This window comes from Sphingopyxis sp., assembly GCF_050725655.1.
Taxonomy (GTDB): domain Bacteria; phylum Pseudomonadota; class Alphaproteobacteria; order Sphingomonadales; family Sphingomonadaceae; genus Sphingopyxis.
In genome coordinates, this window is the sequence record NZ_JBOHHT010000053.1 from 151,275 (window position 1) to 172,173 (window position 20,899).

A 20,899-nucleotide genomic window follows, 5' to 3' on the forward strand; every position below is an offset into this window, starting at 1 on the left:
TTTTCGTAATCGCCGATTAGAACTTAGCGGTCACGCCGGCATAGAAGAAGCGCCCACGAACGTCGTAGATGCCGCTGCCTGCGCCGATACCCGTCAGGCCGAACGGCGGCTTCTTGTTCATGAAGTTGTCGACGCCAAGGTAGAACTGCGAGTTTTCCTTGAAATCGAAACCGATGCGCGCGTCATGATAGACGACCGACGGATACCACTGGGTATCTGCATAGTCGGCATCCTGCGGTGCGCGTCCCTGAACCGAGAAGATATCTTCATACTGGTTCAGAACCATCTTGCCGATGTAGCGCAGCTGGTAACCCACGGTGACCTGGCCCGACTTCACGTTGAAATCGAATTTGAACTCATCACGCGGATCGCCCAGCTCGTACAGCAACCGGTCGGCACGGCCAGCGTCGGACGGATTGAGGAACGTGTCGTTCTGCAGCACATGGGTGTAGTTCAGCTTGGCGCTGATCGTACCGAAGCCTTCAAAATTGTGTCGATAGGCGATCTCGGTGTCGATACCGCGAACCTTCAGCGCCGCATAGTTCAGCGGAATAACCAACAGGTCACCATCCAGAATCTGACCCGGATCTTCGTCTTCCGGACCCTGACCCGGTCCGGCATGACGATCGAACAGATCGCAGAACTGGTTGTTCAGATCCACCGCGTCATAACAGGCATTGACGATCTGCTGCGCACTCGGCGAGGTGATCACATCATCGACCTTGATGCTGTAATAGTCCACCGTGAGCGACAGGCCGGGCGCGAAGCTCGGCTGGTACACGCCGCCGATCGTCCACGAATCCGACTTTTCCTGCTTCAGAAGCTCGTTGCCACCGCTCCGGGTTTCGAGCGAATAGGCCGGAAGGTCGAAGCCTGCGAAATTGGCGCCCAGCGCGGCCTGGCAATTGGCCTGACGCGTCGCCGAACCGGCGCCGATGTTGGCCGGACGGCACGGATCCTGGAAGCCCGGCGCAAAATTCTGGCCAATCGACGATCCGGTCTCGGTCAGGTTCGGGGCGCGAACCGAGCGAGCATAGTTCACGCGGAGGCGCAAATCTTCGATCGGCTTCCATTCGGTGTTCAGATTGTAAGCGAACACCGTACCCGTCGTGCCCTTATAGTCGGCCACGCGGCCAGCCGCGCTAACCGTCAGTTCACGAACCAGCGGGACGTCGGAGAGCAGCGGAAGGCGAAGTTCGCCGAACAGTTCCTTCACTTCGAACGCCGGAGCCGAGAAGGTCGGCAGGGCGTTATAGAAGGTCATGCCATTTTCGACGAGCGGATCGGCCTGGAACTTCAGCTTTTCACGGCGATATTCACCACCGAATGCGAAGCCGACCGGGCCGCCGGGCAGTTCGAACCACTGGCTCGAATCGCCGCTCACGAACGCGCTCAGGATGAACTGCGTCTGCGTCGCACGCGAAATCGTGTCTTGAACGATATAGTCGCGCGCCGCGCTTACGTCGCCGCGTCCGAACGGATTGAGCGGAACGCAAGCCGTGATGTCCGCAGCAAGCTGGGCATCGGCGAAATCACCGCCGATGCCATCGCCGCCACCCGGACGGGGAGCGAACTGCGCACGGCAGCGAATCGTGTTCGTTACCGGGTCAAGGCCGGCGTCGATCGACAGCAGGAAGCGCTGGAGATTAACGTTGCCAAGAACCTTGGTATCTTCCTTGAATTCGCCGTAGTTCGCCGAAACTTCATACTGCCAATCTTCGTTGAACGTGCCACGAAGGCCGGCAACGGCACGGAAGGTGCGGCGATCCGAATCTTCGTTACGAACGCCCAGATCGGTGAAGTTCTTGCGATACGCCACCCGGAAGGTGCCCGCGTTGATCGAGGCGATCTGCGCAGCGGTGAGCGGGGTCGGCGTGGTCAGGTTCGGATTGACGCCCGAAGCAAGAATCTGCTGCGTAATCAACGTGCGCATCTGCGGCGTCAGGAACGGGTTGTCGAGACGAATACGCTCACGGTCGGCGTCGATCGAGCTGCCCTGCACGAATGCCGGGCCGCTCGAGCGACCCTGCGCGCGAGTCTTCGTATATTTCACTTCGACGAAGGGCTCGAGAGCGTCCGTGATCGTGTAGTGCGCGAGCAGGTTGGCGCTGTAGCGGTTGTAGTTCGGATAGAGAACCATCAGGTTCTCTTCACGGTTGCTCGGGCCGTTGCCGCCGATGAACACGCCGTTCGGGCCGAAACCTGCACGCGTACCGGTCTGCGGCGTCAGCGTGCGCCCATCGTCGGTCACGAGGAAGTTACAGTTGTAGGCTTGCTGCGACGATCCCGGATTGGTGCCGAGACCGCAACGCGCGTTGGCGACGGGATTGACGAACGAGAACATGCCCGCGCTCGCAATGGTCGACCCGCGGATGTCGCGGAAAAAGATGCGGTCGGGATTGCCATCGCTGCCGTTCGGCGTGCCGCCCGGATCCGAGTCGACCTGGACGAAGGCGTCGTTGCGCCGGATGTGCGGGCGCTGCGCGCCATACACGATGTCCTGATGCGCATATTCGCCGTGGAGCACGACATTGCCGCGGCCGTCGGCGAAGTTCTTGCCGATCATGCCGGCGACGACGTACGAACCTGCATCGCCATATTTGCTGAGGCCGCCCTGCGCGCGCAGGCGGGCGCCGTCGAAGTCCTTCTTGAGCTGGAAATTGACGACACCGGCGATGGCGTCCGAACCGTAAACGGCCGAGCTGCCGCCCGTCACGATTTCGACGCGCTCGATCAGATCCGCAGGAATGGTGTTGACGTCGACCGACACGCCGCTGGCGAGCGGATCGGCTGCGACGTGACGGCGGCCGTTCACCAGAACGAGCGTGCGTTCGGTGCCGAGGCCGCGAAGGTCGAGCAGATTCAGGCCGACGGTGCCAAGAAAGCGTCCGGCGTTCGACTGGCTGAACGTGCTGCGCAGAGCGGGAAGTTCGTTGAGCACGTCGCCAACGGAGGTCTGGCCGGTCTGGAAGAACTCTTCACCCGAAATGGCCGTAATGGGAACGGCCGATTCAAGGTTGGGGCTGCGAATGCGCGAGCCGGTGACGACGATCGTGCCTTCGTCCGCCGCTTCCGCCGTATCGTCTGCAGGAGCGACCTCCTGAGCCATCGCGGGCATTGCGCTGAACAAAGCAAGAGTCAGAGCGGAGCCCTGAACTAGCAGGCTAGTCTTCTTCATAGTGATTTTCCCCGGTTACCGTTCAAAAAGTGGGAGTGAACGGATTGCGCTCTAGAAAGACCGAAATTTTCGGGGGCACAAGCTTTTGATGAAGTTTTTCTGACAGTCAGCAGACTCCGATGCGTCGCTGTGGCATTTTCGCAACAGGTCGGTGCCGGATGACGGTGGGCCGTTTGAAATCAAAGTGCCCTTCCTTGAAACGAACAACCATCCCGCCCCCCTCATGGCACAAAAAATGCCATGGAAGTGATTTCTTTTGAAACGAAATTGCGTAAGGCAAGCGTGGCGGCTTGCAGAACCCCGTCGTTCGCCGAACCCACCTGCACGAGCCTCGTCGAAAGAGGCTCGTGCCATTCGGCCCATCGCGAATCGTTTCCATCACGCGAGCGGCCGCGAATCCGCGCATGTTGCGATGCATCATTATTTGATGCTAATGCGAGCGCTTCGAATGTCCGGGCGGCGCGATCGCCATTGTCCCTGAATACATTGTCCCTGAATACAAGGAGCGCAGGTCAAGATGGCGAAGTCCAGGACGGGGGCGACGGAAGATGGCGTCGTCACGATCAAGAAATACGCCAACCGGCGGCTCTATGATACCGAGCGCAGCTGCTACATCACGCTCGAGGATCTGGGCACCATGGTCCGCGACGGCCGCGATTTCCGGGTCGTCGACGCCAAGAGCGGCGATGACATCACGCACAATGTCCTGACGCAAATCATCATGGACGAGGAAACGCGCGGCGAAACGCTGCTGCCGGTCAATTTCCTGCGCCACCTGATCGGCATGTACGGCGACAAGATGCAGTCGATGGTGCCGCAATATCTCGAAGCCTCGATGACCGCGTTCCGCAAGAACCAGCAGGACGTCCGCTCGGCGCTCGAAGGCGCTTTGGGATCGAACCCGCTCGCCGAACTGACGCGTCGCAATATGGAGATGTTCCAGCAGGCGGCAGGGGCGTTCATTCCAGGCGCGGTCGGCAGCAAGGCCAAGGATGCCGAAATCGCCGCGCTCAAGGCCGAAGTCGCCGAACTCAAGGCCGCGCTCGCCAAGAAGAATTAATCGGGCCGCCACGGCGCCCCAGCTACGGAAAATACGGAATATCATGGTCAAACATGCGCTCAGCGTCACCCGGCAGGCCGACTTCGCGGCCTGGTATCAGGATGTCATTGCCGAAGCCGATCTTGCCGAGGAATCGGGCGTACGCGGCTGCATGGTCATCAAGCCGTGGGGCTATGGCATCTGGGAACGCATCCAGACCGTGATGGACGCCGCGATCAAGGATGCCGGGGTCCAGAACTGCTATTTTCCACTCTTCATTCCCTTGAGCTTCTTTGAGAAGGAAGCCGACCATGTCGATGGTTTTGCGAAAGAAATGGCGGTCGTCACGCACCACCGACTGATTCAGGACGGCAAGGGCAAGCTAATCCCCGACCCCGAAGCGAAGCTTGAAGAGCCGCTGATCGTCCGTCCGACGTCGGAAACCGTCATCGGTGCCGCGATGAGCCGCTGGGTGCAGAGCTGGCGCGACCTGCCGCTCAAGGTCAACCAGTGGGCGAATGTCGTGCGCTGGGAGATGCGCACGCGCATGTTCCTGCGCACCAGCGAATTCCTGTGGCAGGAAGGCCATACCGCACACGCCGACAAGGCCGACGCGATGGCCGAGACGCTGCGCGCGCTCGAAATGTATCGCAGCTTTGCCGAGGATGTGCTCGCGATGCCGGTGATTGCGGGTGAAAAGCCCGAGAATGAGCGCTTCCCGGGCGCCGTCGCGACCTATTCGATCGAGGCGATGATGCAGGACGGCAAGGCGCTGCAGGCTGGCACCTCGCATTATCTCGGCACCGGTTTCGCCGAAGCGGCGAATATCCGTTACCAGGACAAGGACGGCGGCCACAGCCTTTGCCACACGACGAGCTGGGGCACGTCGACGCGCATGATCGGCGGCGTCATCATGACGCATGGCGACGACGACGGCCTCCGCTGTCCGCCGCGCATCGCGCCGCACCAGATCGTCATTGTGCCGATGCTCCGCGACAATGAAGAGGATCAGGCGATCCTCGACTATTGCCGCGATCTCGAAAGCCGGCTGAAGGCGCTCAATGCGTTTCGCGAGCCCGTGCGCGTGTTGCTCGACGCGACCGCCAACAAGGCGCAGACCAAGCGCTGGGGCTGGGTCAAGAAGGGCGCGCCGATCATCGTCGAAATCGGGCCGCGCGACGTCGCCGGCGGCAATGTCGCGGTGATCCGCCGCGACCGGCTGTACAAGGACGACGGCAAGCTCAATTCGGCGTTCGTCGCCAAGGGCGACTTCGTGGCCGAAGCGGTGGCGACGCTGGAGAATATCCAGTCGAACCTTCATGCCGAGGCGAAGGACCGTCTGCATGCGAATATTCGCCGCGACGTCACCGACCTGAAGGCGCACTTCGCCGGCGACGACAAATTCGTCGGCTGGGCCGAGGTGCAGTGGTCACGGCCGAGCGGTGCGGCGCTCGACGGCATCGTTGCCCAGCTCAAGGCGCTCAAGCTGACGATGCGCAACACCCCGCTCGATGCCGCACCGGCGGACGGCGTCTGCTTCTTCACTGGCGAACCGGCGGTGGAGCGTGTGCTGGTCGGGCGGACCTATTGAGCCCGGTCGCCCTTGCACCAAGGGCGCCGCGCCTTTAACCTTCGCGCCGAGGGGCTCGAAGGAGACTGTCGATGCGCTTTTCCTTATTGATCGCGGCTGCGACGCTTGCCTTCGCCGCGCCTCCCGCCGCGGCCCACCATGGCTGGTCGTCCTATGACGAGACCAAACCGGTCACCCTGACCGCGTCTTTCACCGAATTGTCATGGGGAAACCCGCATGGCAGCGCGAAGATGCCTTGGAAGGGCAAGGTCTGGGACGTCATCTTGGCGCCGGTCGGCCGCATGGAAGCGCGCGGGCTGACGCGCGCGGAGATCGAGCCCGGCAAACGCTTCCGCCTGACCGGCTATCTTCGGCGCGACGGCACCGCCGAAATGCGGGTCGAGCGCGTGATGGTCGGCAAGAAGACAGTCGAGCTGCGCTGAGGGAGGCCGCATGGAGCCCGTCCTGACCGCCGCCGCGGCGTGGCTCGACATGGTCGGCATCGGGCCGTGGTCGCGCGGATCGGCGCTGGTCTATCCCGTTGCCAATACGCTGCATCTCCTGGGCCTTGTTATGCTGGTCGGCGGAATCGGCGTCGTCGACCTGCGGATCATGGGTTTATGGCAGAGACTGCCGGTGGCGGAACTGTCGCGAGCCCTGACGCCGGTTGCCGTCGCCGGACTGATCCTCATGGTGGCCAGCGGCTTAATCCTGTTCGCCGCCGACGGCGCGGCGCTGGCACGGTCGGCCATTTTCGAACGAAAATTGATCATTATCACCGCGGCGCTGGCGAACGCGGCCGCCTTTCGACGGGTCTGGAACACGCACATGACGCACTGGACGGATGGGGCGCCTCGCGCCGCACGGGTGATGGCGGGGGCATCGCTGCTCCTGTGGCTCGCAGCGGGTGCGTCGGGCCGCTGGATCGCCTATGGCTGATGCAAAGCCGCGGCTACCGGATGGAAAAGTTCAAGGACGGCGGACAATATTGGTGGAACGACGACACCGACACGTGCGTGCGCGTCGTAATCGCCAATGGCCGCTACGCCAGCGTCGACAAGGTAGGGGCAGGTGAATGCGGCCACGGCGGTTGAGGCGGCAATGCAGCCGCAGCCGTTGGCGCGATTGCCGCCGTCGGCCTGATCGCGGCGCTCGCCAGTCACAAGAAGAAGCATGGCGATGGCGACGCGAACCACGACAGCGAATATTCGCGCGGCTATAATGACGGTCTTTATGGCGGGCGAAGCGGAAGCGTCCAATCGCCGCGCAGCAAACCGCAGCTATGCCCGCGGCGGGCCCGACGCGGCCCGCGCCGCATGCGAGCGCCGCGCGGATCAATATCAGAACGCGCCCGGCGGCAGCCGCGTCGCGGTCAGCCAGCGCGGCGGACGCGGCGGCAATTATACCTTCACGATGGCGACCGGCCATTATCGCTCGACCTGCACGGCTTCGTCGAACGGTCAGGTAATCGACATTTCGCCCTATTGATCCGCACATGGAGGTGAGGGGGGTGACGGACCGCCCGTTACCCCCTATCCGCAGACAATGGCCCGCAAACAATATCATGGACTGCCGACGCCCGAGCAGATCCTTCGCTTCATCGAAGAGAGCAAGGACGCCGTCGGCAAGCGCGAGATCGCGAAGCATTTCGCGCTCCACGGCAATGACAAGATCGCGCTGAAGGCGCTGCTCAAGGACATGACCGACGAGGGGCTCGTCGATCTGGCGCCCGGACGCGCGTTCCACAAGCATGGCGGGCTGCCGCGCGTGACTGTGCTGCGCGTCGCGGCGATTGATGGCAGTAACGTCTGGGCGGTGCCCGAACGCTGGGAAGCTGCAACGCCGGCACCGAGGCTCCGCGTGATCGAACAGGGACGCAAGGGCGCGCTCGGCGTCGGTGACCGCATCCTCGCGCGCACCGAGGAACGCGGCAGCGGCCATGTCGCGCACCCGATGAAACGGCTCGAAGCCGGCGGCGAGACGGTAATCGGCGTGCTCGTCGAGGATATGGGACCGGGCGGCAAGCCGATCCTGTGGCTGCGCCCCGCCGACAAGCGCGCGCGCTACGACTTCGCGATCGCCGACAAGGGCGATGCCAATGTCGGCGATCTCGTCCGCGCCGAACTGACCGGACGCGGCCCCGCGATCAAGGCGAAGGTCGTCGAGCGCCTCGGCGATCCCTTCGCACCGCGCGCCTTGAGCATGATCGCGATCGCACGCCACGAAATCCCGCATGTCTTCGGCGCCGAAACGCTCGCCGAGGCCGAGAAGGCGGCGAAGCTGCCGCTCACCCCCGAGGGCCGCGAGGACTTGCGCGACCTGCCGATCGTCGCGATCGACCCGATCGACGCGCGCGACCATGACGATGCCGTCTGGGCGATCCCCGACACCGAGGGTCCGAACAAGGGCGGCTTCCGCGCGATCGTCGCGATCGCCGACGTCAGCTATTATGTCCGTCCCGACGGCGATCTCGACCGCGAGGCGCGGCGGCGCGGCAACAGCGTCTATTTCCCCGACCAGGTCGTGCCGATGCTCCCCGAAACACTTTCGGCGGGTGTTTGCTCGCTGAAAGCGGGGCAGGATCGCGCCGCGATGGCATGCCACCTCGTCATCGACAAGCACGGAAAAGTGACGTCATGGCGTTTCACGCGCGCGCTCGTCCGGCTGCGCGCCAACATCGCCTATGAACATGCGCAGGCCGCCTATGACGCCGACGCACCGCGCGAAGAATGGGACGCCGATGTGCTCCCGACGCTCAGGTATCTCTGGGCCTGCTGGGCGCTGCTCGCCAAGGCGCGCGCGGCCCGCGCGCCGCTCGATCTCGATCTGCCCGAGCGTCAGGTCATTCTCGACGAGCAGGGCGGCATTGCCGAAATCCGCGTCCGCGACCGGCTCGATTCGATGCGGCTGATCGAGGATTATATGATCGCGGCGAACGTCGCGGCGGCGAAGGCGCTCGAGGCGAAGAAGTCGCCGGTGATGTACCGTATCCACGAGCCGCCGAGTCGCGAAAAGCTCGTGAGCCTCAAGGACTATCTCGAAACCTTCGAACGGAGCTTCGCGCTCGGGCAGGTGATCACCCCCGCGGTCTTCAACCGCCTGATCGACGGCTTTTCCGAAGACGACCGGTTGCCCGAGATCATGCAGGCGATCCTGCGCAGCCAGACGCAGGCTTATTACGGCCCCGCCAACGCCGGACATTTCGGCCTCGCGCTCGGCAGCTACGCGCATTTCACTTCGCCGATCCGCCGCTACGCCGACCTGGTCGTCCACCGCGCGCTCGTCGACAGCTACAAACTCGAAATGCCCGGCAAGCCCAAGGATCTGCCCGCGCGCACCGGGCTGGGCGAAGCCGACGCCAAAGGTCTGTCCCGCATCGGCGAGACGATCAGCGCGCTCGAACGCCGCGCGATGGAGGCCGAACGCGAGACCGTCGACCGCTATGTCGCCGCGTATCTGTCGACCAAAAAGGGCGAGATCGTGCAGGCGCGCATCACCGGGGTACAGCCCTTCGGCTTCTTCGCCACCGTCGACGGTCTCGGTGGCGACGGGCTGGTGCCGGTATCGACGCTCGGCAGCGAACGCTTCTTCTACGACGAAGCCGCGCGCAGCCTCGACAGCGAACATGGCCGCGTCAGTTTTACGACCGGCCAGCGACTCGACCTCCGGCTGATGGACGCCAATCCGATCAGCGGCGCGCTGCGCTTCGAGCTTCCCGATGCACCCGAAGGCGGCTTTCGCAACCGCCCCCCGCGCCGCGACGGGGTGAAAGGGAAGGGCACTGGGAAAGACGGCGCCAGCAAGCATATGGTCGGGAAGCGCGGGCGACCAGCGAATATCAAGCACAAGGGCAAGCGGCGCTAACGCATCCCTTCGTCATTCCCGCTTTCGCAGGGGCACCTTTATTATAACTCGCTGGAGGTGGCTATTTGAACCTTTTGCCGAGCGGAACAATGGCAGCTTTGCGCCTCATGCACTAACCAGCTTCGCGGGACGGGTGCATGGACTGAGGCGGCGGGTGACGCAGGGACGTTGAGCAAGACGGGCAGGGACGTTGAGCAAGACGGACAGTAAGCAGATGATCGAGCTCCTTCAACGAAGAGGAGCCTGCCATGACTATCGTTACGACCGACGCCCCCGTCACCCCGCTGCGCCAGCGCATGCAGCACGATATGATGATGCGCGGGCTGAGGCGGCACACCCAGCATGATTATATCCGCCACGTCCGACGCTTCGCTGCATTCCTTGAACGCCCGCCCGATACGGCAACGGCAGAGGATATTCGGCGTTTTCAGTTGTGCCAGCACGAGCGCGGCGTGAGCGCCTCGACCATCAACGGAGCCGTCTCGGCATTACGCTTCCTGTTCACCGCGACGCTCGGGCGGCGCGATCTGACGCGTTCGCTTGTCGTGACCCGTAATCCGCGCAAGCTGCCCGAGGTGCTCAGCGTCGAGGAAGCGGCGCGGCTGCTCGAAGCGGCGCCGGGGATCAAGTACAAGGCCGCACTCGGCGTTACCTATGGCGCGGGCCTGCGCGTGTCGGAGGTCGCGCACCTCAAGGTCGACGATATCGACAGCACCCGCATGCTGATCTGCGTCGAATAGGGCAAGGGAGGCAAGGACCGCAATGCCATGCTCTCGCCGTAGCTGCTTCGGATGTGGTGGCGCGAGGGCAAGCGGCGCAACGTCATGCTTCCCCATGGCTGGCTGTTTCCGGGGCGCAGCTACACCGATCCGATCTCGGCCCGGCAGCTACACCGCGCGGTTCAGGAAGCCGCGGAGGTCGCCGGCATCCGCAAGCGAGTTAGTCCGCACACATTGCGCCACAGCTTTGCCACGCACCTGCTCGAGCAGGACGTCGATATCCGCGTGATCCAGGATGATCGTCATCGAGGTGTTTGTTCGATGGCGCCAACCTCGCGCCCCGCCCAGTGCCGCCGCGCCGATCCGGGAGATCGCGTCATGACCCGGCATGGATCATCCGTAATAATGGCCGCGCGACACTGGCCGGGCCGTCCTGCGCCCGCCACCTTAGTGGCAGGCGCAATGCGTGCCCGGAAAGGACAGATCGAGATTCCTGACCTCGATTATGCTGGCCGAGCTCGTCCCCAGCTCCTTCGCCGCGGTCGTCTCGCAACCGCGCACGGCAGCCTCCCGACCACACCAAAGCACAAATCCCCATAGCTCGGTCCCGGAGCCCACGCGGGTTCCTGCATGAGAGGCTTTCGTACGCTCACGCGCCCGAAACCCTTCACCATTTCAGACATTGCGCCGTGCCGGGATCCATCTCGAAAGCAGCCGTCGCGCGGTGCCGTCCGGCGATGGCGCGAGCTTGAATCCTCTAGCTTAACCCGGAGCCGCCATCCGCATCGTCTCGAAATAGCCTGACCGTACCTCCATCCGGTCAAATATACCGCTATTCATAAGCAGGCGATGGAGCGTCTTCAAACGATAGCATGGTACATACAGCATGAAATGATGCTCGGCGTGATAGTTAACATAGTAGGGCGCGAGAAGGGTGCGGGCGATCCAGCCGGCCCGCGTCGTTCGCGCAACCTGCCAGGGATCGGCGTGGGGCAGCACCGCGTGCTCGGCGATATTGCGGATGCGCGTGACCGCTTGATACCAGGTCAGAAGCGGGACGAGCCAAAGGGCTATATAGAGCCACCAATAGCCCATGGCGGACAGCAGGCCGAACAGCAGCAGGTTGACGAACAGCGGCCTCCCAAGTTTTTCGAGAAACGAGCGAGCCCGCGCCGCGACGGGTGCGTCGGCGTGGCCCAGTGCCGCGACGATTTGCGCACGTCTTTGTTTGAAACCGGTCTGCCCGGTCAGGTCGCGGACGATTTTGCGGCGCATGCTGGCGCGCGTCGTCGGAAAGGGGGCCGACAGGATGATGTCGGGATCCTTTGCGGTCTGGGCATGCGCGTGATGCTCCATGTGATAGTGTCGATAGGCGATCGTTTCGGCAAAAACGGGAAAGGCGCAGAACCATTGGCTGAGCCAGAGGTTGAGTTTCTGGTTCACCGCGAGCCCGCCATGCGCGCCTTCGTGCATCAGAATGGACAGGCCCAACTGACGCGAACCGATCACCATCATCGCGAACAGGATGGTGACCGGATTAGGCAAGAAGGCAACCAGTGTCATTGCTGCGGCGATCACGCCCCAGCAGTGCAGGATCATGCCGATACCGTGCAGCGTCGAGCGCTGACGCACCGCGTGGATTTGTTCGCGCGTGAGGTGACGGTGGAGGTTGATCCGCGGCATCTCGGCGGGGGGCCGGGTTCTGGTCATTGTCATCCTTTCCCGTTTTCGAATGTACCGCTGCGGCCGGCGCCGTCCGCAAAGCGTTTTGCGCCGCGGGATGCCTCTTCGCGCAGCGGTGCCAATCCGCCGCGCCCTTCAGCCATCAACGCTTCGCCAAGCGGCAAATCCCATTGTTCATAGGCCGAGGCACGGTCGGCGCGCAGGCAGGTCTGCGGAAATGCTGCGATGTCCCGGGCGAGCGCTTTTGCAGCCTCCAGCGCCTCCCCCGCGGGAACCAGCCGGTCGGCCAGCCCGATCGTCATGGCTTCCTGTGCGGCAACCGGACGGCCGGTGAGGATCATGTCGAGCGCCCGGCCCTGGCCGACGATGCGCGGCAGGCGCACCGTTCCGCCATCGATCAACGGCACGCCCCAGCGGCGGCAGAATACTCCGAAGACGGCCGTTTCGGATATGATCCGCAGATCGCACCAAAGGGCCAGTTCCAGCCCGCCGGCCACGGCATGTCCCTCGATCGCTGCCAGGACAGGTTTGGTCAGCAGCATCCGCGTGGGGCCCATCGGGCCGGGACCTTCAGCTTCATAACGCGATGTGCCGTCGCCCACGCGGGTCAGATCGAATCCGGCACAGAAATGCCCGTCCGAACCCGTCAGGATGGCGACCCGCAAATCGGCGTCGACGTCGAACGATGCAAAGGCGTCGCGCAGCGCAATCGCGGTTTCGGGATCGACCGCGCCGCGCCGCTCGGGCCGCACGATGGCGATCGTCCGGATCGCGCCCTCGTCGGTGATGCGAACGGTCATCCGGCCCGGTCCTCGGTCGGCATCCGTCGCGACACCTGCGATGCGATCGGGTCGCCGCTGTCGCGTTCGGCCACCGCCTGTTTGAAACCGACTTCCTGCGCGCGCTCGCGAAACCAGATGCCCTCGGGCGTATGCCGCGATACGCCGTCGAAAAAGGTCGCGAACATCTGCGTGTTGTTGAGGCCCATATTGTCATAGGCTTGGTTGACGACCGTCTTGGTCATCATCAGCTGGTTGCGGGGAACGCCCCGCAGCCTGCCAGCCAGCCGCTCTACCGCCGCATCCAGATCATCCTCGGGCACGGCTTCCAGCGCCAGCCCGATCTGCACCGCCTCGCGGCCATCGATCAGGTCGCCGGTCATCATCATCCGCTTGGCCATCTGGGGGCCAAGCCGGTACACCCACATCGCCGGGGTCGGCACCCCCCATACACGCGCTGGCGGATAACCAATGCGCGCATCCTCGGCCATGATCAGGAAGTCGCAGCACAGCGCGATATCCGATCCGCCCGCCACGGCCGCACCATGCACCTGCGCGATCGTGGGCTTGCTTGCACGCCACAACGACATGAAATCCTGCGTGTTGCGCCACATCATCTGAAAATCGAGCGTCGGATCCCAGGGCATGTCCTGCGAACCGCTGATCGCGCCCTTGCGCTCGGCATAATGTTTCAGGTCGTAGCCGCCGCAAAATCCGGGGCCATCGCCGCGCAGCACGATCACATGGACGTCCTGATCGGCCTCTGCTTGCTCGACTGCGGCACGGATTTCGCGCGGCATCCCGTCGGCGATGGCATTGAAACGGTCGGGACGCGACAGGGTTATCGTCGCGGTGCGGTTTGCGGTTTCATAACGTAGCGTCTGGAAGGTCATCTTTGTCACTCCGGGGCAGTGTGGGCGATGCGGGATTCGAACAGGGCGTCGATCTCGGCGGAATCAAATCCATGCTCGGCGAGAACGGCGCGGGTCTCGGCACCGACGGCCGAAGCGGGCACGGCCATGCGGCGGAAACCGTCGAAGCGCGCCGCAGGAAGCGGCGTTGTCACACGGCCGAGGCGGTCGTCGTCGGCTTCGACAAGAAATCCGTCTTCGGTCAGCTGGTCGATGTCGCGCAGCATCGCCGATGTATTGGCGATGCCGCAAGGCACGCCAGCGGCGCGCAGCTGTTGGACCGCTTCCTTGGTCGACATGGCAGAAAGAGCTGCTTCGCCCAGTGCGCGAACCCTGTCCCAGTTGAGGAAACGCGCGGTCATGTCCTTGAAGCAAGGATCATCAAGCCGGTCGCCTGCGCCGACCACCGCGGCCCAACCTGCGAACTCGGCGTCAGACAGCATCACGATCACCACCCATCCGTCGCGGGTCGGCCACGGGCGATAGACGGCGGCGATGTCCGGCTGCGGGCGCACCGCCTCGGCAAAAGTCTCGTTTGAATGGATGTCGATCCATCCGAAGGCCACGGCCGCCTCGAGCATCGAAATGTCGACGACCGTCGCCTTGCCCGTCCGCGCATAAGCCGCGACCGCCGCGGTGATCGCCTGCGCCGCGTACAGGCCGGTCGTCTTGTCGCATATATATTGCGGCGCGAGGCGTGGCTCGCCCGCCTCGTTACGGACCGTCATCGCCGCTTCGGCCTGGACGATCGGATCATAGGCGCGTTCGCCCGACAAAGGGCCTGTCTGCCCAAAGCCGGTGATCCGCGCGATGATCAGATCGGGGCGGATCGATCGCAGCGTTTCGACCGGCAAGCCAAGCCGTTCCATCACGCCGGGACGGAAATTGTGGACGAGTATGTCAGCGCGCTCAACAAGCCGCAGGAGTGCCGCGACACCTGCCGCCTTGCCAAGATCGAGCGAGACCGATTGCTTGCCGGCGTTCAGTGTGACGTGGACGGAACTGAAACCCGGTGCCACTATCGCACCCAACATGCGCGCCCGGTCTCCTTCCTTCGGTTCCACCTTGATGACGCGGGCGCCCTGCTGCGCGAGCAATTGTGTCGCCAGCGGTCCGGCGACCACGCTGGTCAGATCGATAACCACCAAGCCATCCAGGGGTCCCATCATCCTCAACCTTTCCTATTTGTTTCTCATATTGGCTCAATTCGCTATTTTGTGCAACAATAAGTGATGGACACGCCGATATCTGCGCGCATCGTGGTGCTCGACCTGTTCGCAACCGGCGAGAAGGCGAGCTATTCGACCGCGCAACTCGTCCGGGCTGGTGCCGCCTTTGCAATTGGCGCCGCCGGGATGCGAACCGCAATCACGCGCCTGAATGCCGAAGGACACATCCGCCAGATCGAACGGGGGATCTATGCCGGGGGTCATGCCAGCGAGCCGCTGCAACGCCGGCTGCGCGATTGGCGTAACGTCCTTTCCCGGCGGGTTGAATGGAATGGAGCATGGCTCTTGGCGGTCGTGGGGGCGGCGGACCGCGCCGACCGCAATCTGTGGCGCCGGACATTGCGGGCCTTTGACTTCAATGGATTTGCCGAGGCCGAGCCCGGTTTGTGGGTCAGACCCGACAATCTTGTCGGCGGCGCCCAAGCGGCGCGCGAGCGCCTGTCTGATTTCGGCTATGGCGACCGTCTGTTCGTGGCCAGCGCAACCGGACTCGATCGCGCGCGCGATGAACAATATCGCGGGTTGTGGGACGCCAAAGCGACGACGCTGCCCCTCGTCCGTGCTGCGCAAGATCTTGCGCAGCACGGAAAGCAGATCGCTGCTGAAACGCCGGCGCAGACCGCTGCGGCGACTTTGTCCTATGGCCGTGCCGCGATCCGCGCGATTGTTCACGACCCGCTCCTGCCGGATGTGCTCTGCTCGCCCGCGCCGCTGGCACAACTGATCGCCGAGATGGACGCCTATGACCATATCGGACGGCAGGCATGGCAAGCCTATCTGGGTTTTGATGATCGCTTGCCGTCATGACCTGGCGGACGCGGACGGTGGGTGGGGTCGGCAGGGGAAAATCGCCATCGTCAGCTTCGGGTAGTTTTATGCGCCCGGCCTTTCAGTCGGTGGTCGGGGACGATCGCCAATTCGATCGTCTCAGGTTGATCCCGGCGCGCGATGCGCGCCGGGATGGCGATCAAATTCGGCTCGAATCGAGCTGTTCATGCTCAGTGGCAACTTGCTGTGCCCTGGCGTAACTTTCGATCAGGAGCTGATAGGGCGGGAAAATCTTCGTATAGATTTCGGCCCATTTGTCGGCGTCGTCGCGGTGCCATGTTTTCTGGATTTCCGACGCGACGGCAGCGGTATCCATCGGCACGACACCGGCCTGCACGACACGCGCAAGCGTGATCTCCTGAGCCATTTTCGAATAGGTTCCCGACGCATCGACCACGGCGAACACCTTATAGCCGTCATATACAGCGCTGATGGAAGGAAAAGCCATGCAGACGCTGGTGATCGTTCCCGCGATGATCAGGGTCCCGCGGCCGGTCGCCTTTACCGCCGCGACGAAATCCGGGTTGTCCCATGCGTTGATCTCGCCCTTGCGTGCGACATATTTGGCATGCGGGGCGTTGGCATGGATTTCGGGGATCAGCGGTCCGTTCGGACCTTGCGGAACCGAAGCGGTGGTGATCACCGGGATGTTGGCGAGCGTCGCGATCGACGCAAGCACCCCGGCGCGGGCGCGCAATTCGGTCATCGGCATGTCGCCAACGGTCTGGAACAAACCGCTCTGATGGTCGATCAGCAACATCGCAGCGTCATCGGGATCGATGACGGGACGGGCGCCGTTGAAATTGGCGATGGTATTCGGGATGGTCATTTCTCTATCTCCTGGTCGAAGGGTTGCGTCCGAAGTTGCCTAGCTGGCTTCTTCCATCGCTTTTTCGACATTGAAGCCGTCGAAATTGTCGAACACGCCCATGAAACCGGGAACGGTGTCCTCGCGGTTCCAGTCACGCTGGAGTTCGCAATAAAGCTGGACGCGGCTGATCAGCTTGACGCCAGCCTGCTCGAGCCGGCGCAGCGCGGTTTCGTGCGCCGCGGCCGAAGTGCCTCCCACCGCATCGGCGACGGCATAGACTTCATAGCCTTCAGCGATGGCGTCGAGCGCGGGGAAGGTCAGGCAGGCCTCGGTCCACAAGGCAGTCATGATCAGCTTCTTTCGCCCGGTAGCTTCCACTGCCTTCTTGAATTCGACATCTTCCCAGCTGTTGATCGAGGTCCGGTCATAGGTCGGATAGTCGCCGAGGATGTCCATCAGCGGCTGGATCGGCGGCTTGTTGCGTCCCGTCGCGACGTTCACTGTGGAGTGGACGATCGGCAGCCCGTAATTGACCGCCGCCTTGGCGGTGCTGACGATGTTGAACACCAGTTCGTCGCGATCCATCGACCGGATCGAACTGACCTGGATCGGTTGATAATCGATGACGATGAAAGCCGAATTCTGCGGCGTGAGCAGATGATCGGTCGCGGGATCGCGGATTGGTTCGCTGGACATGATGCTATTCCCTTCTGTCGGTCGGTTGGCGCTCGTCAGGGTTCCGCGCGGAATATATTCCGGCGGTGCGAGGACGGTGCGAGCTGTCGCCGTCCCGATCTCGATAGGAAAAGGCCCCGGTCGCTGACCGACCGGGGCCTTTTCCTTATGCTGCGATCCGCGCGAAGCGGCCGCTGTTATAGTCGTCGACAGCCTGGCGAATTTCCGCCTCGCTGTTCATCACGAACGGGCCGTGGCCAAAGATGGGCTCGTCGATCGGTTCCCCCGTGAGAACCAGAAGTGTCGCTTCGCCATCGGCGTGGATCGCGACATCGCTGCCTTTGCGGTCGAGCAGAACCATTTCCGCCTCACCGGCTTCCTGTGTACCGCCAACCGTGACGTGCCCGGTCAGGACGATCAGCATCGCCGTATGACCCTCGGGCAGGTCGAGCGTGATATCGGCATCGCGGTTCAGCCGGACATCCCAGACGTTGATCGGCGTAAAAGTCCGCGCCGGCCCTTTCGCACCGCCATATTCGCCCGCGATGATCCGGGCCGTTCCGGCGTCGCCGGGCAGGTCGATGACGGGAATGTCGGCCGACACGATGCCTTGATAACCGCCGGGCGCCATCTTGTCCTTGGCGGGCAAGTTGACCCACAGCTGCACCATACGAAACGGTCCGCCGGTCTTGGCAAAGGCCGGTGAGTGATATTCCTCATGGATGATGCCGCCCGCGGCGGTCATCCACTGCACGTCGCCGGGGCCAATAACGCCTCCATTGCCCGTGGAATCGCGATGTTCGACTTCGCCGTCATAGACGATGGTCACGGTCTCGAAGCCGCGATGCGGATGCTGGCCGACTCCGCGCCGGTCGGTGGTCGGCGCGAAATAATGCGGGCCCGCATAGTCGAGCAGCAGGAACGGGCTGACATGCGCGCCCAGACTGTTGTACGAAAAGAGCGAGCGGACCGGAAAACCGTCACCCACCCAATGGCCATGGTTATTGCCGTAGCGGCCGAGAATATTTTTCTGCATCGTTCGTCTCCGAAGCGATCATATTGGTCGTCGATCGCGGTTGCTATGCAGATAGCATCGAGACGATGGGGCCAGAAGATTGCGATACTCGACGCAGCGTCCTATCAGTGAGACAATGCAGGATCTCAACGATCTCTATTATTTTGTTCAGGTTGTGGACCATGGCGGTTTCGCTGCCGCCGGACGGGCGCTCGGTATTCAGAAATCGAAGCTCAGCCGGCGTGTGCTGCTGCTCGAGGAGCGGCTGGGCGTACGCCTGCTCAACCGGTCCTCGCGGCACTTCTCCGTGAGCGAGATCGGCCACGAATTCTATGATCGCTGCGCGGCCATGCTGGTGGAAGCGGAGGCGGCCGAACAGATTATTGCGGAGGTGCGTGCCGAGCCGCGCGGTGTCGTCCGGATCGCTTGTCCCGTCGCGCTCATCAATTTCCAGTTCGGTGCCCTTGTTGCGCGGTTCATGATCGATAATCCCGGCGTCGAAATCCATCTGGAAAGCACCAACCGCCGCGTCGACCTGATCGCCGAAGGGTTCGACATTGCCGTCCGCGTGCGCTTCCCGCCACTCGAACCGACCGACCTCGTCATGCGCCGGCTCGACGAGAGCACGCAATGCCTCGTCGCCAGTCCCGATATTTTGAAGGAACCGCTTGCGTCACCTGCCGACCTCAATCGATACCCCAGCCTCGATCTTGGTCCCGCGCATCGCGAGCATCAGTGGTGCCTCGAACATTCCGGTGGTCAAGAGGCGCTGATCCCGCATCGCCCCCGACTCGTCACCGACGACATGGCGGCGCTACGCGAAGCGGCGCTTGCCGGGGTAGGCATTGTCCAGCTTCCGACCATGATGATCTGGGAGGATATCGATGCCGGTCGGCTCGTCCATGTCCTGCCCGAATGGCGACCCCGCAGCGGCATTGTTCACGCGGTATTTTCATCACGACGAGGGTTGCTTCCGTCGGTGCGGGCGTTGCTGGACTTCCTTGCCGATGAATGTGCTATCCAGCGCTCTCGCGCGGCGCGGGCCATCGATGGGCACCAGCCTTAGGATATGACTGGACAATTGATCGGCTTAGAGAGTCATAGGGCTAGCGGCGCGACGGCGCTGGCCACTCATTGCGGCTCTTCCAGTAGACCACGTGCCCTATTCGCGGGTAAGCGATCATGACGCGTCGAGGTTTGTAGCGTCATGTGCATTCTTGCCACGGGCCCTTGGTCGTGAATGCGCCCAACATAGGACGTGGTCTTTGTCGCGATGAATCCCCCAAAGCGGATGATCCGCTATCGGCCATTCTTGGTTGCGCATAGGGGCGATATGTTTGGGCAGCCGACTGCTCAACGAAGTCGCACGTCGAGCCTTTTGATGCCGGACACGAAATTGCTGCGTAGATAATCGGGCTCCGATGCCGCCTTGATCATGGGAAAATTGGTGAGAAGCGCAGCGATCATCTTTTCGAGCTGCAGGGTCGCGACGGGTGCACCGATACAGCGATGGACACCGACGCCGAAGCCGAGGTGGCGATTGGCGTTCGCTCGGCGCACATCTAGCCTGTCGGGATCTTCGAACATGGCCGGATCGCGGTTGGCTGCGCCGTAGAGCATTACAACCGCTTCGCCTTCGGCGATCTTCCGACCACCCACCTCGACGTCGCGCTTCGCGAAGCGCATCATCTGGAAGACGGGACTGACATAGCGCACAATCTCGCGCACCGCGTTCGGGATCAGGGAAGGGTCATCGATGAGCGCCTGCTTCTGGTCCGGAAACTTCGTGAGCCCGATGATGGCGCCGGTAAGCGAGTTTCGCGTTGTCTCGTTTCCCGCCGCAAGCAGCGTCGTGAACAGCCCACGCCGGGCCATCTCTTCGCGCGAATCAGACTTTGGCAGCATCGCGACCGCGCTTAACAGGTCCCCGCTTGGGGAGGTCTCGCGCTCTTCGAGCAGGGCCGTACCATAGTTGAAAACCTCCATGAACGCCGCCGCAGATTGCGCGGGTTCAGAATTATATTCGGGATCGTTGGCGCCGACGAGACGGTTGGTCCAGTCATAGATTTTTTCGGCGTCTCCTTCGGGTGCGCCGAGCAGTCGCATGAGCGTGAAGATCGGCACGATCGCTGCGAACTCGGAGACGAACTCGATGGATTCCCGGTCGCGGAGGCGGTCGATCAGGCCGTCGACCGCACCTTGCACCTCCTCATCGATCTGTCGCAGCATGCTCGGCATGAAATGCGGCTGAAGCACCTTTCGGGTGATCCCGTGCTTCGGCGGGTCGCTGCCCATGAATGTCGAGCTGATCGTCTCGGCAATCTCGGATGGCGGCTGGCAACCTTCCTCAAGATGCGGCAGGCGAAATCCATGCGTCGAGGTGAAATTGTCGGTGTCGCGCGAGACAGAGTCGATATCGGCATAGCGGGTGAGAACATGGTAACGGTATCGCCAGCCCTCATGCTCGAAAAGCGCGACCGGCTCCTTTTCGCGGGCCGCTGCGTATAACGTGAAGGGGTGGCCGGCTGCGAAGGTCTCGAATCTCGCAGGATCGCATCTGCCGGCTGCTGCATCCGGCGTGGTTGAATCGGCCATGTC

The 20,899-nt window shown here is 62.8% G+C and carries 18 protein-coding genes and 1 pseudogene; 10 read left to right on the plus strand and 9 right to left on the minus strand.

The window, feature by feature from the left end; translation table 11 throughout:
• Positions 1-16: 16 nt before the first annotated feature.
• Positions 17-3,178, minus strand: coding sequence for a TonB-dependent receptor domain-containing protein (locus ACREBX_RS07520; protein WP_431561129.1), 3,162 nt, complete (start codon positions 3,176-3,178; stop codon positions 17-19).
• A gap of 517 nt (positions 3,179-3,695) precedes the next feature.
• Between ACREBX_RS07520 and phaR the strand changes: the two genes are divergently transcribed.
• The 8 genes and pseudogenes from phaR to ACREBX_RS07560 form a co-directional block, all read left to right on the plus strand.
• On the plus strand, positions 3,696-4,238 hold the full coding sequence (gene phaR, locus ACREBX_RS07525) for a polyhydroxyalkanoate synthesis repressor PhaR (RefSeq protein WP_431561130.1): 543 nt from the start codon (positions 3,696-3,698) through the stop codon (positions 4,236-4,238).
• Positions 4,239-4,281: 43 nt separating this feature from the next.
• Positions 4,282-5,808: a proline--tRNA ligase gene (proS, locus tag ACREBX_RS07530; RefSeq protein WP_431561131.1), complete on the plus strand. Its 1,527-nt coding sequence runs from the start codon at positions 4,282-4,284 to the stop codon at positions 5,806-5,808.
• Between the two features lie 71 nt (positions 5,809-5,879).
• A complete protein-coding gene (locus ACREBX_RS07535; RefSeq protein ID WP_431561132.1) occupies positions 5,880-6,230 on the plus strand; it encodes a DUF6152 family protein in 351 nt (116 codons plus the stop codon).
• 10 nt (positions 6,231-6,240) lie between these two features.
• On the plus strand, positions 6,241-6,726 hold the full coding sequence (locus ACREBX_RS07540; protein WP_431561133.1) for a DUF6644 family protein: 486 nt from the start codon (positions 6,241-6,243) through the stop codon (positions 6,724-6,726).
• Entirely contained in the window at positions 6,726-6,881 is a 156-nt protein-coding gene (locus tag ACREBX_RS07545) for a hypothetical protein (protein WP_431561134.1), read from the plus strand. Before ACREBX_RS07540 ends, ACREBX_RS07545 begins: the two co-directional genes overlap by 1 nt.
• An 85-nt stretch (positions 6,882-6,966) precedes the next feature.
• The gene (locus ACREBX_RS07550) at positions 6,967-7,275 is read left to right on the plus strand and encodes a hypothetical protein (protein ID WP_431561135.1); all 309 of its coding nucleotides are present in this window, start codon (positions 6,967-6,969) and stop codon (positions 7,273-7,275) included.
• Positions 7,276-7,332: 57 nt separating this feature from the next.
• Complete coding sequence (locus ACREBX_RS07555) at positions 7,333-9,651, plus strand: ribonuclease R family protein (protein ID WP_431561136.1); 2,319 nt, start codon at positions 7,333-7,335, stop codon at positions 9,649-9,651.
• 248 nt (positions 9,652-9,899) lie between these two features.
• A pseudogene (locus ACREBX_RS07560) lies at positions 9,900-10,664 on the plus strand (tyrosine-type recombinase/integrase); the annotation flags it as partial.
• 468 nt (positions 10,665-11,132) lie between these two features.
• Here the strand turns inward: ACREBX_RS07560 and ACREBX_RS07565 are convergent.
• From ACREBX_RS07565 to ACREBX_RS07580, 4 genes are read right to left on the minus strand one after another with little or no spacing between them, the layout of a single operon-like run.
• Positions 11,133-12,080, minus strand: a complete 948-nt coding sequence (locus ACREBX_RS07565) for a fatty acid desaturase family protein (protein ID WP_431561137.1) — start codon at positions 12,078-12,080, stop codon at positions 11,133-11,135.
• Positions 12,081-12,082: 2 nt separating this feature from the next.
• Entirely contained in the window at positions 12,083-12,853 is a 771-nt protein-coding gene (locus ACREBX_RS07570) for a crotonase/enoyl-CoA hydratase family protein (protein WP_431561138.1), read from the minus strand.
• Positions 12,850-13,725: a crotonase/enoyl-CoA hydratase family protein gene (locus ACREBX_RS07575; protein WP_431561139.1), complete on the minus strand. Its 876-nt coding sequence runs from the start codon at positions 13,723-13,725 to the stop codon at positions 12,850-12,852. The genes ACREBX_RS07570 and ACREBX_RS07575 overlap by 4 nt, the downstream gene beginning before the upstream one ends.
• 5 nt (positions 13,726-13,730) lie before the next feature.
• On the minus strand, positions 13,731-14,912 hold the full coding sequence (locus ACREBX_RS07580) for a CaiB/BaiF CoA transferase family protein (protein ID WP_431561140.1): 1,182 nt from the start codon (positions 14,910-14,912) through the stop codon (positions 13,731-13,733).
• 63 nt (positions 14,913-14,975) lie between these two features.
• On the opposite strand from ACREBX_RS07580, the gene ACREBX_RS07585 reads away from it, so the two are divergent.
• Positions 14,976-15,779, plus strand: a complete 804-nt coding sequence (locus ACREBX_RS07585; RefSeq protein ID WP_431561141.1) for a hypothetical protein — start codon at positions 14,976-14,978, stop codon at positions 15,777-15,779.
• A 160-nt stretch (positions 15,780-15,939) separates the two neighbouring features.
• Here the strand turns inward: ACREBX_RS07585 and ACREBX_RS07590 are convergent, their stop codons facing one another.
• The 3 genes from ACREBX_RS07590 to ACREBX_RS07600 form a co-directional block, all read right to left on the minus strand.
• Positions 15,940-16,629: an isochorismatase family protein gene (locus tag ACREBX_RS07590; RefSeq protein ID WP_431561142.1), complete on the minus strand. Its 690-nt coding sequence runs from the start codon at positions 16,627-16,629 to the stop codon at positions 15,940-15,942.
• A gap of 39 nt (positions 16,630-16,668) precedes the next feature.
• A complete protein-coding gene (locus ACREBX_RS07595; RefSeq protein ID WP_431561143.1) occupies positions 16,669-17,307 on the minus strand; it encodes a hydrolase in 639 nt (212 codons plus the stop codon).
• Positions 17,308-17,452: 145 nt separating this feature from the next.
• Positions 17,453-18,322, minus strand: coding sequence for a pirin family protein (locus tag ACREBX_RS07600; protein ID WP_431561144.1), 870 nt, complete (start codon positions 18,320-18,322; stop codon positions 17,453-17,455).
• Positions 18,323-18,437: 115 nt separating this feature from the next.
• On the opposite strand from ACREBX_RS07600, the gene ACREBX_RS07605 reads away from it, so the two are divergent.
• Entirely contained in the window at positions 18,438-19,367 is a 930-nt protein-coding gene (locus ACREBX_RS07605; RefSeq protein WP_431561145.1) for a LysR substrate-binding domain-containing protein, read from the plus strand.
• A 287-nt stretch (positions 19,368-19,654) separates the two neighbouring features.
• On the opposite strand, the gene ACREBX_RS07610 is transcribed toward ACREBX_RS07605, so the two are convergent.
• A complete protein-coding gene (locus ACREBX_RS07610) occupies positions 19,655-20,896 on the minus strand; it encodes a cytochrome P450 (RefSeq protein WP_431561146.1) in 1,242 nt (413 codons plus the stop codon).
• Positions 20,897-20,899 lie beyond the last annotated feature (3 nt).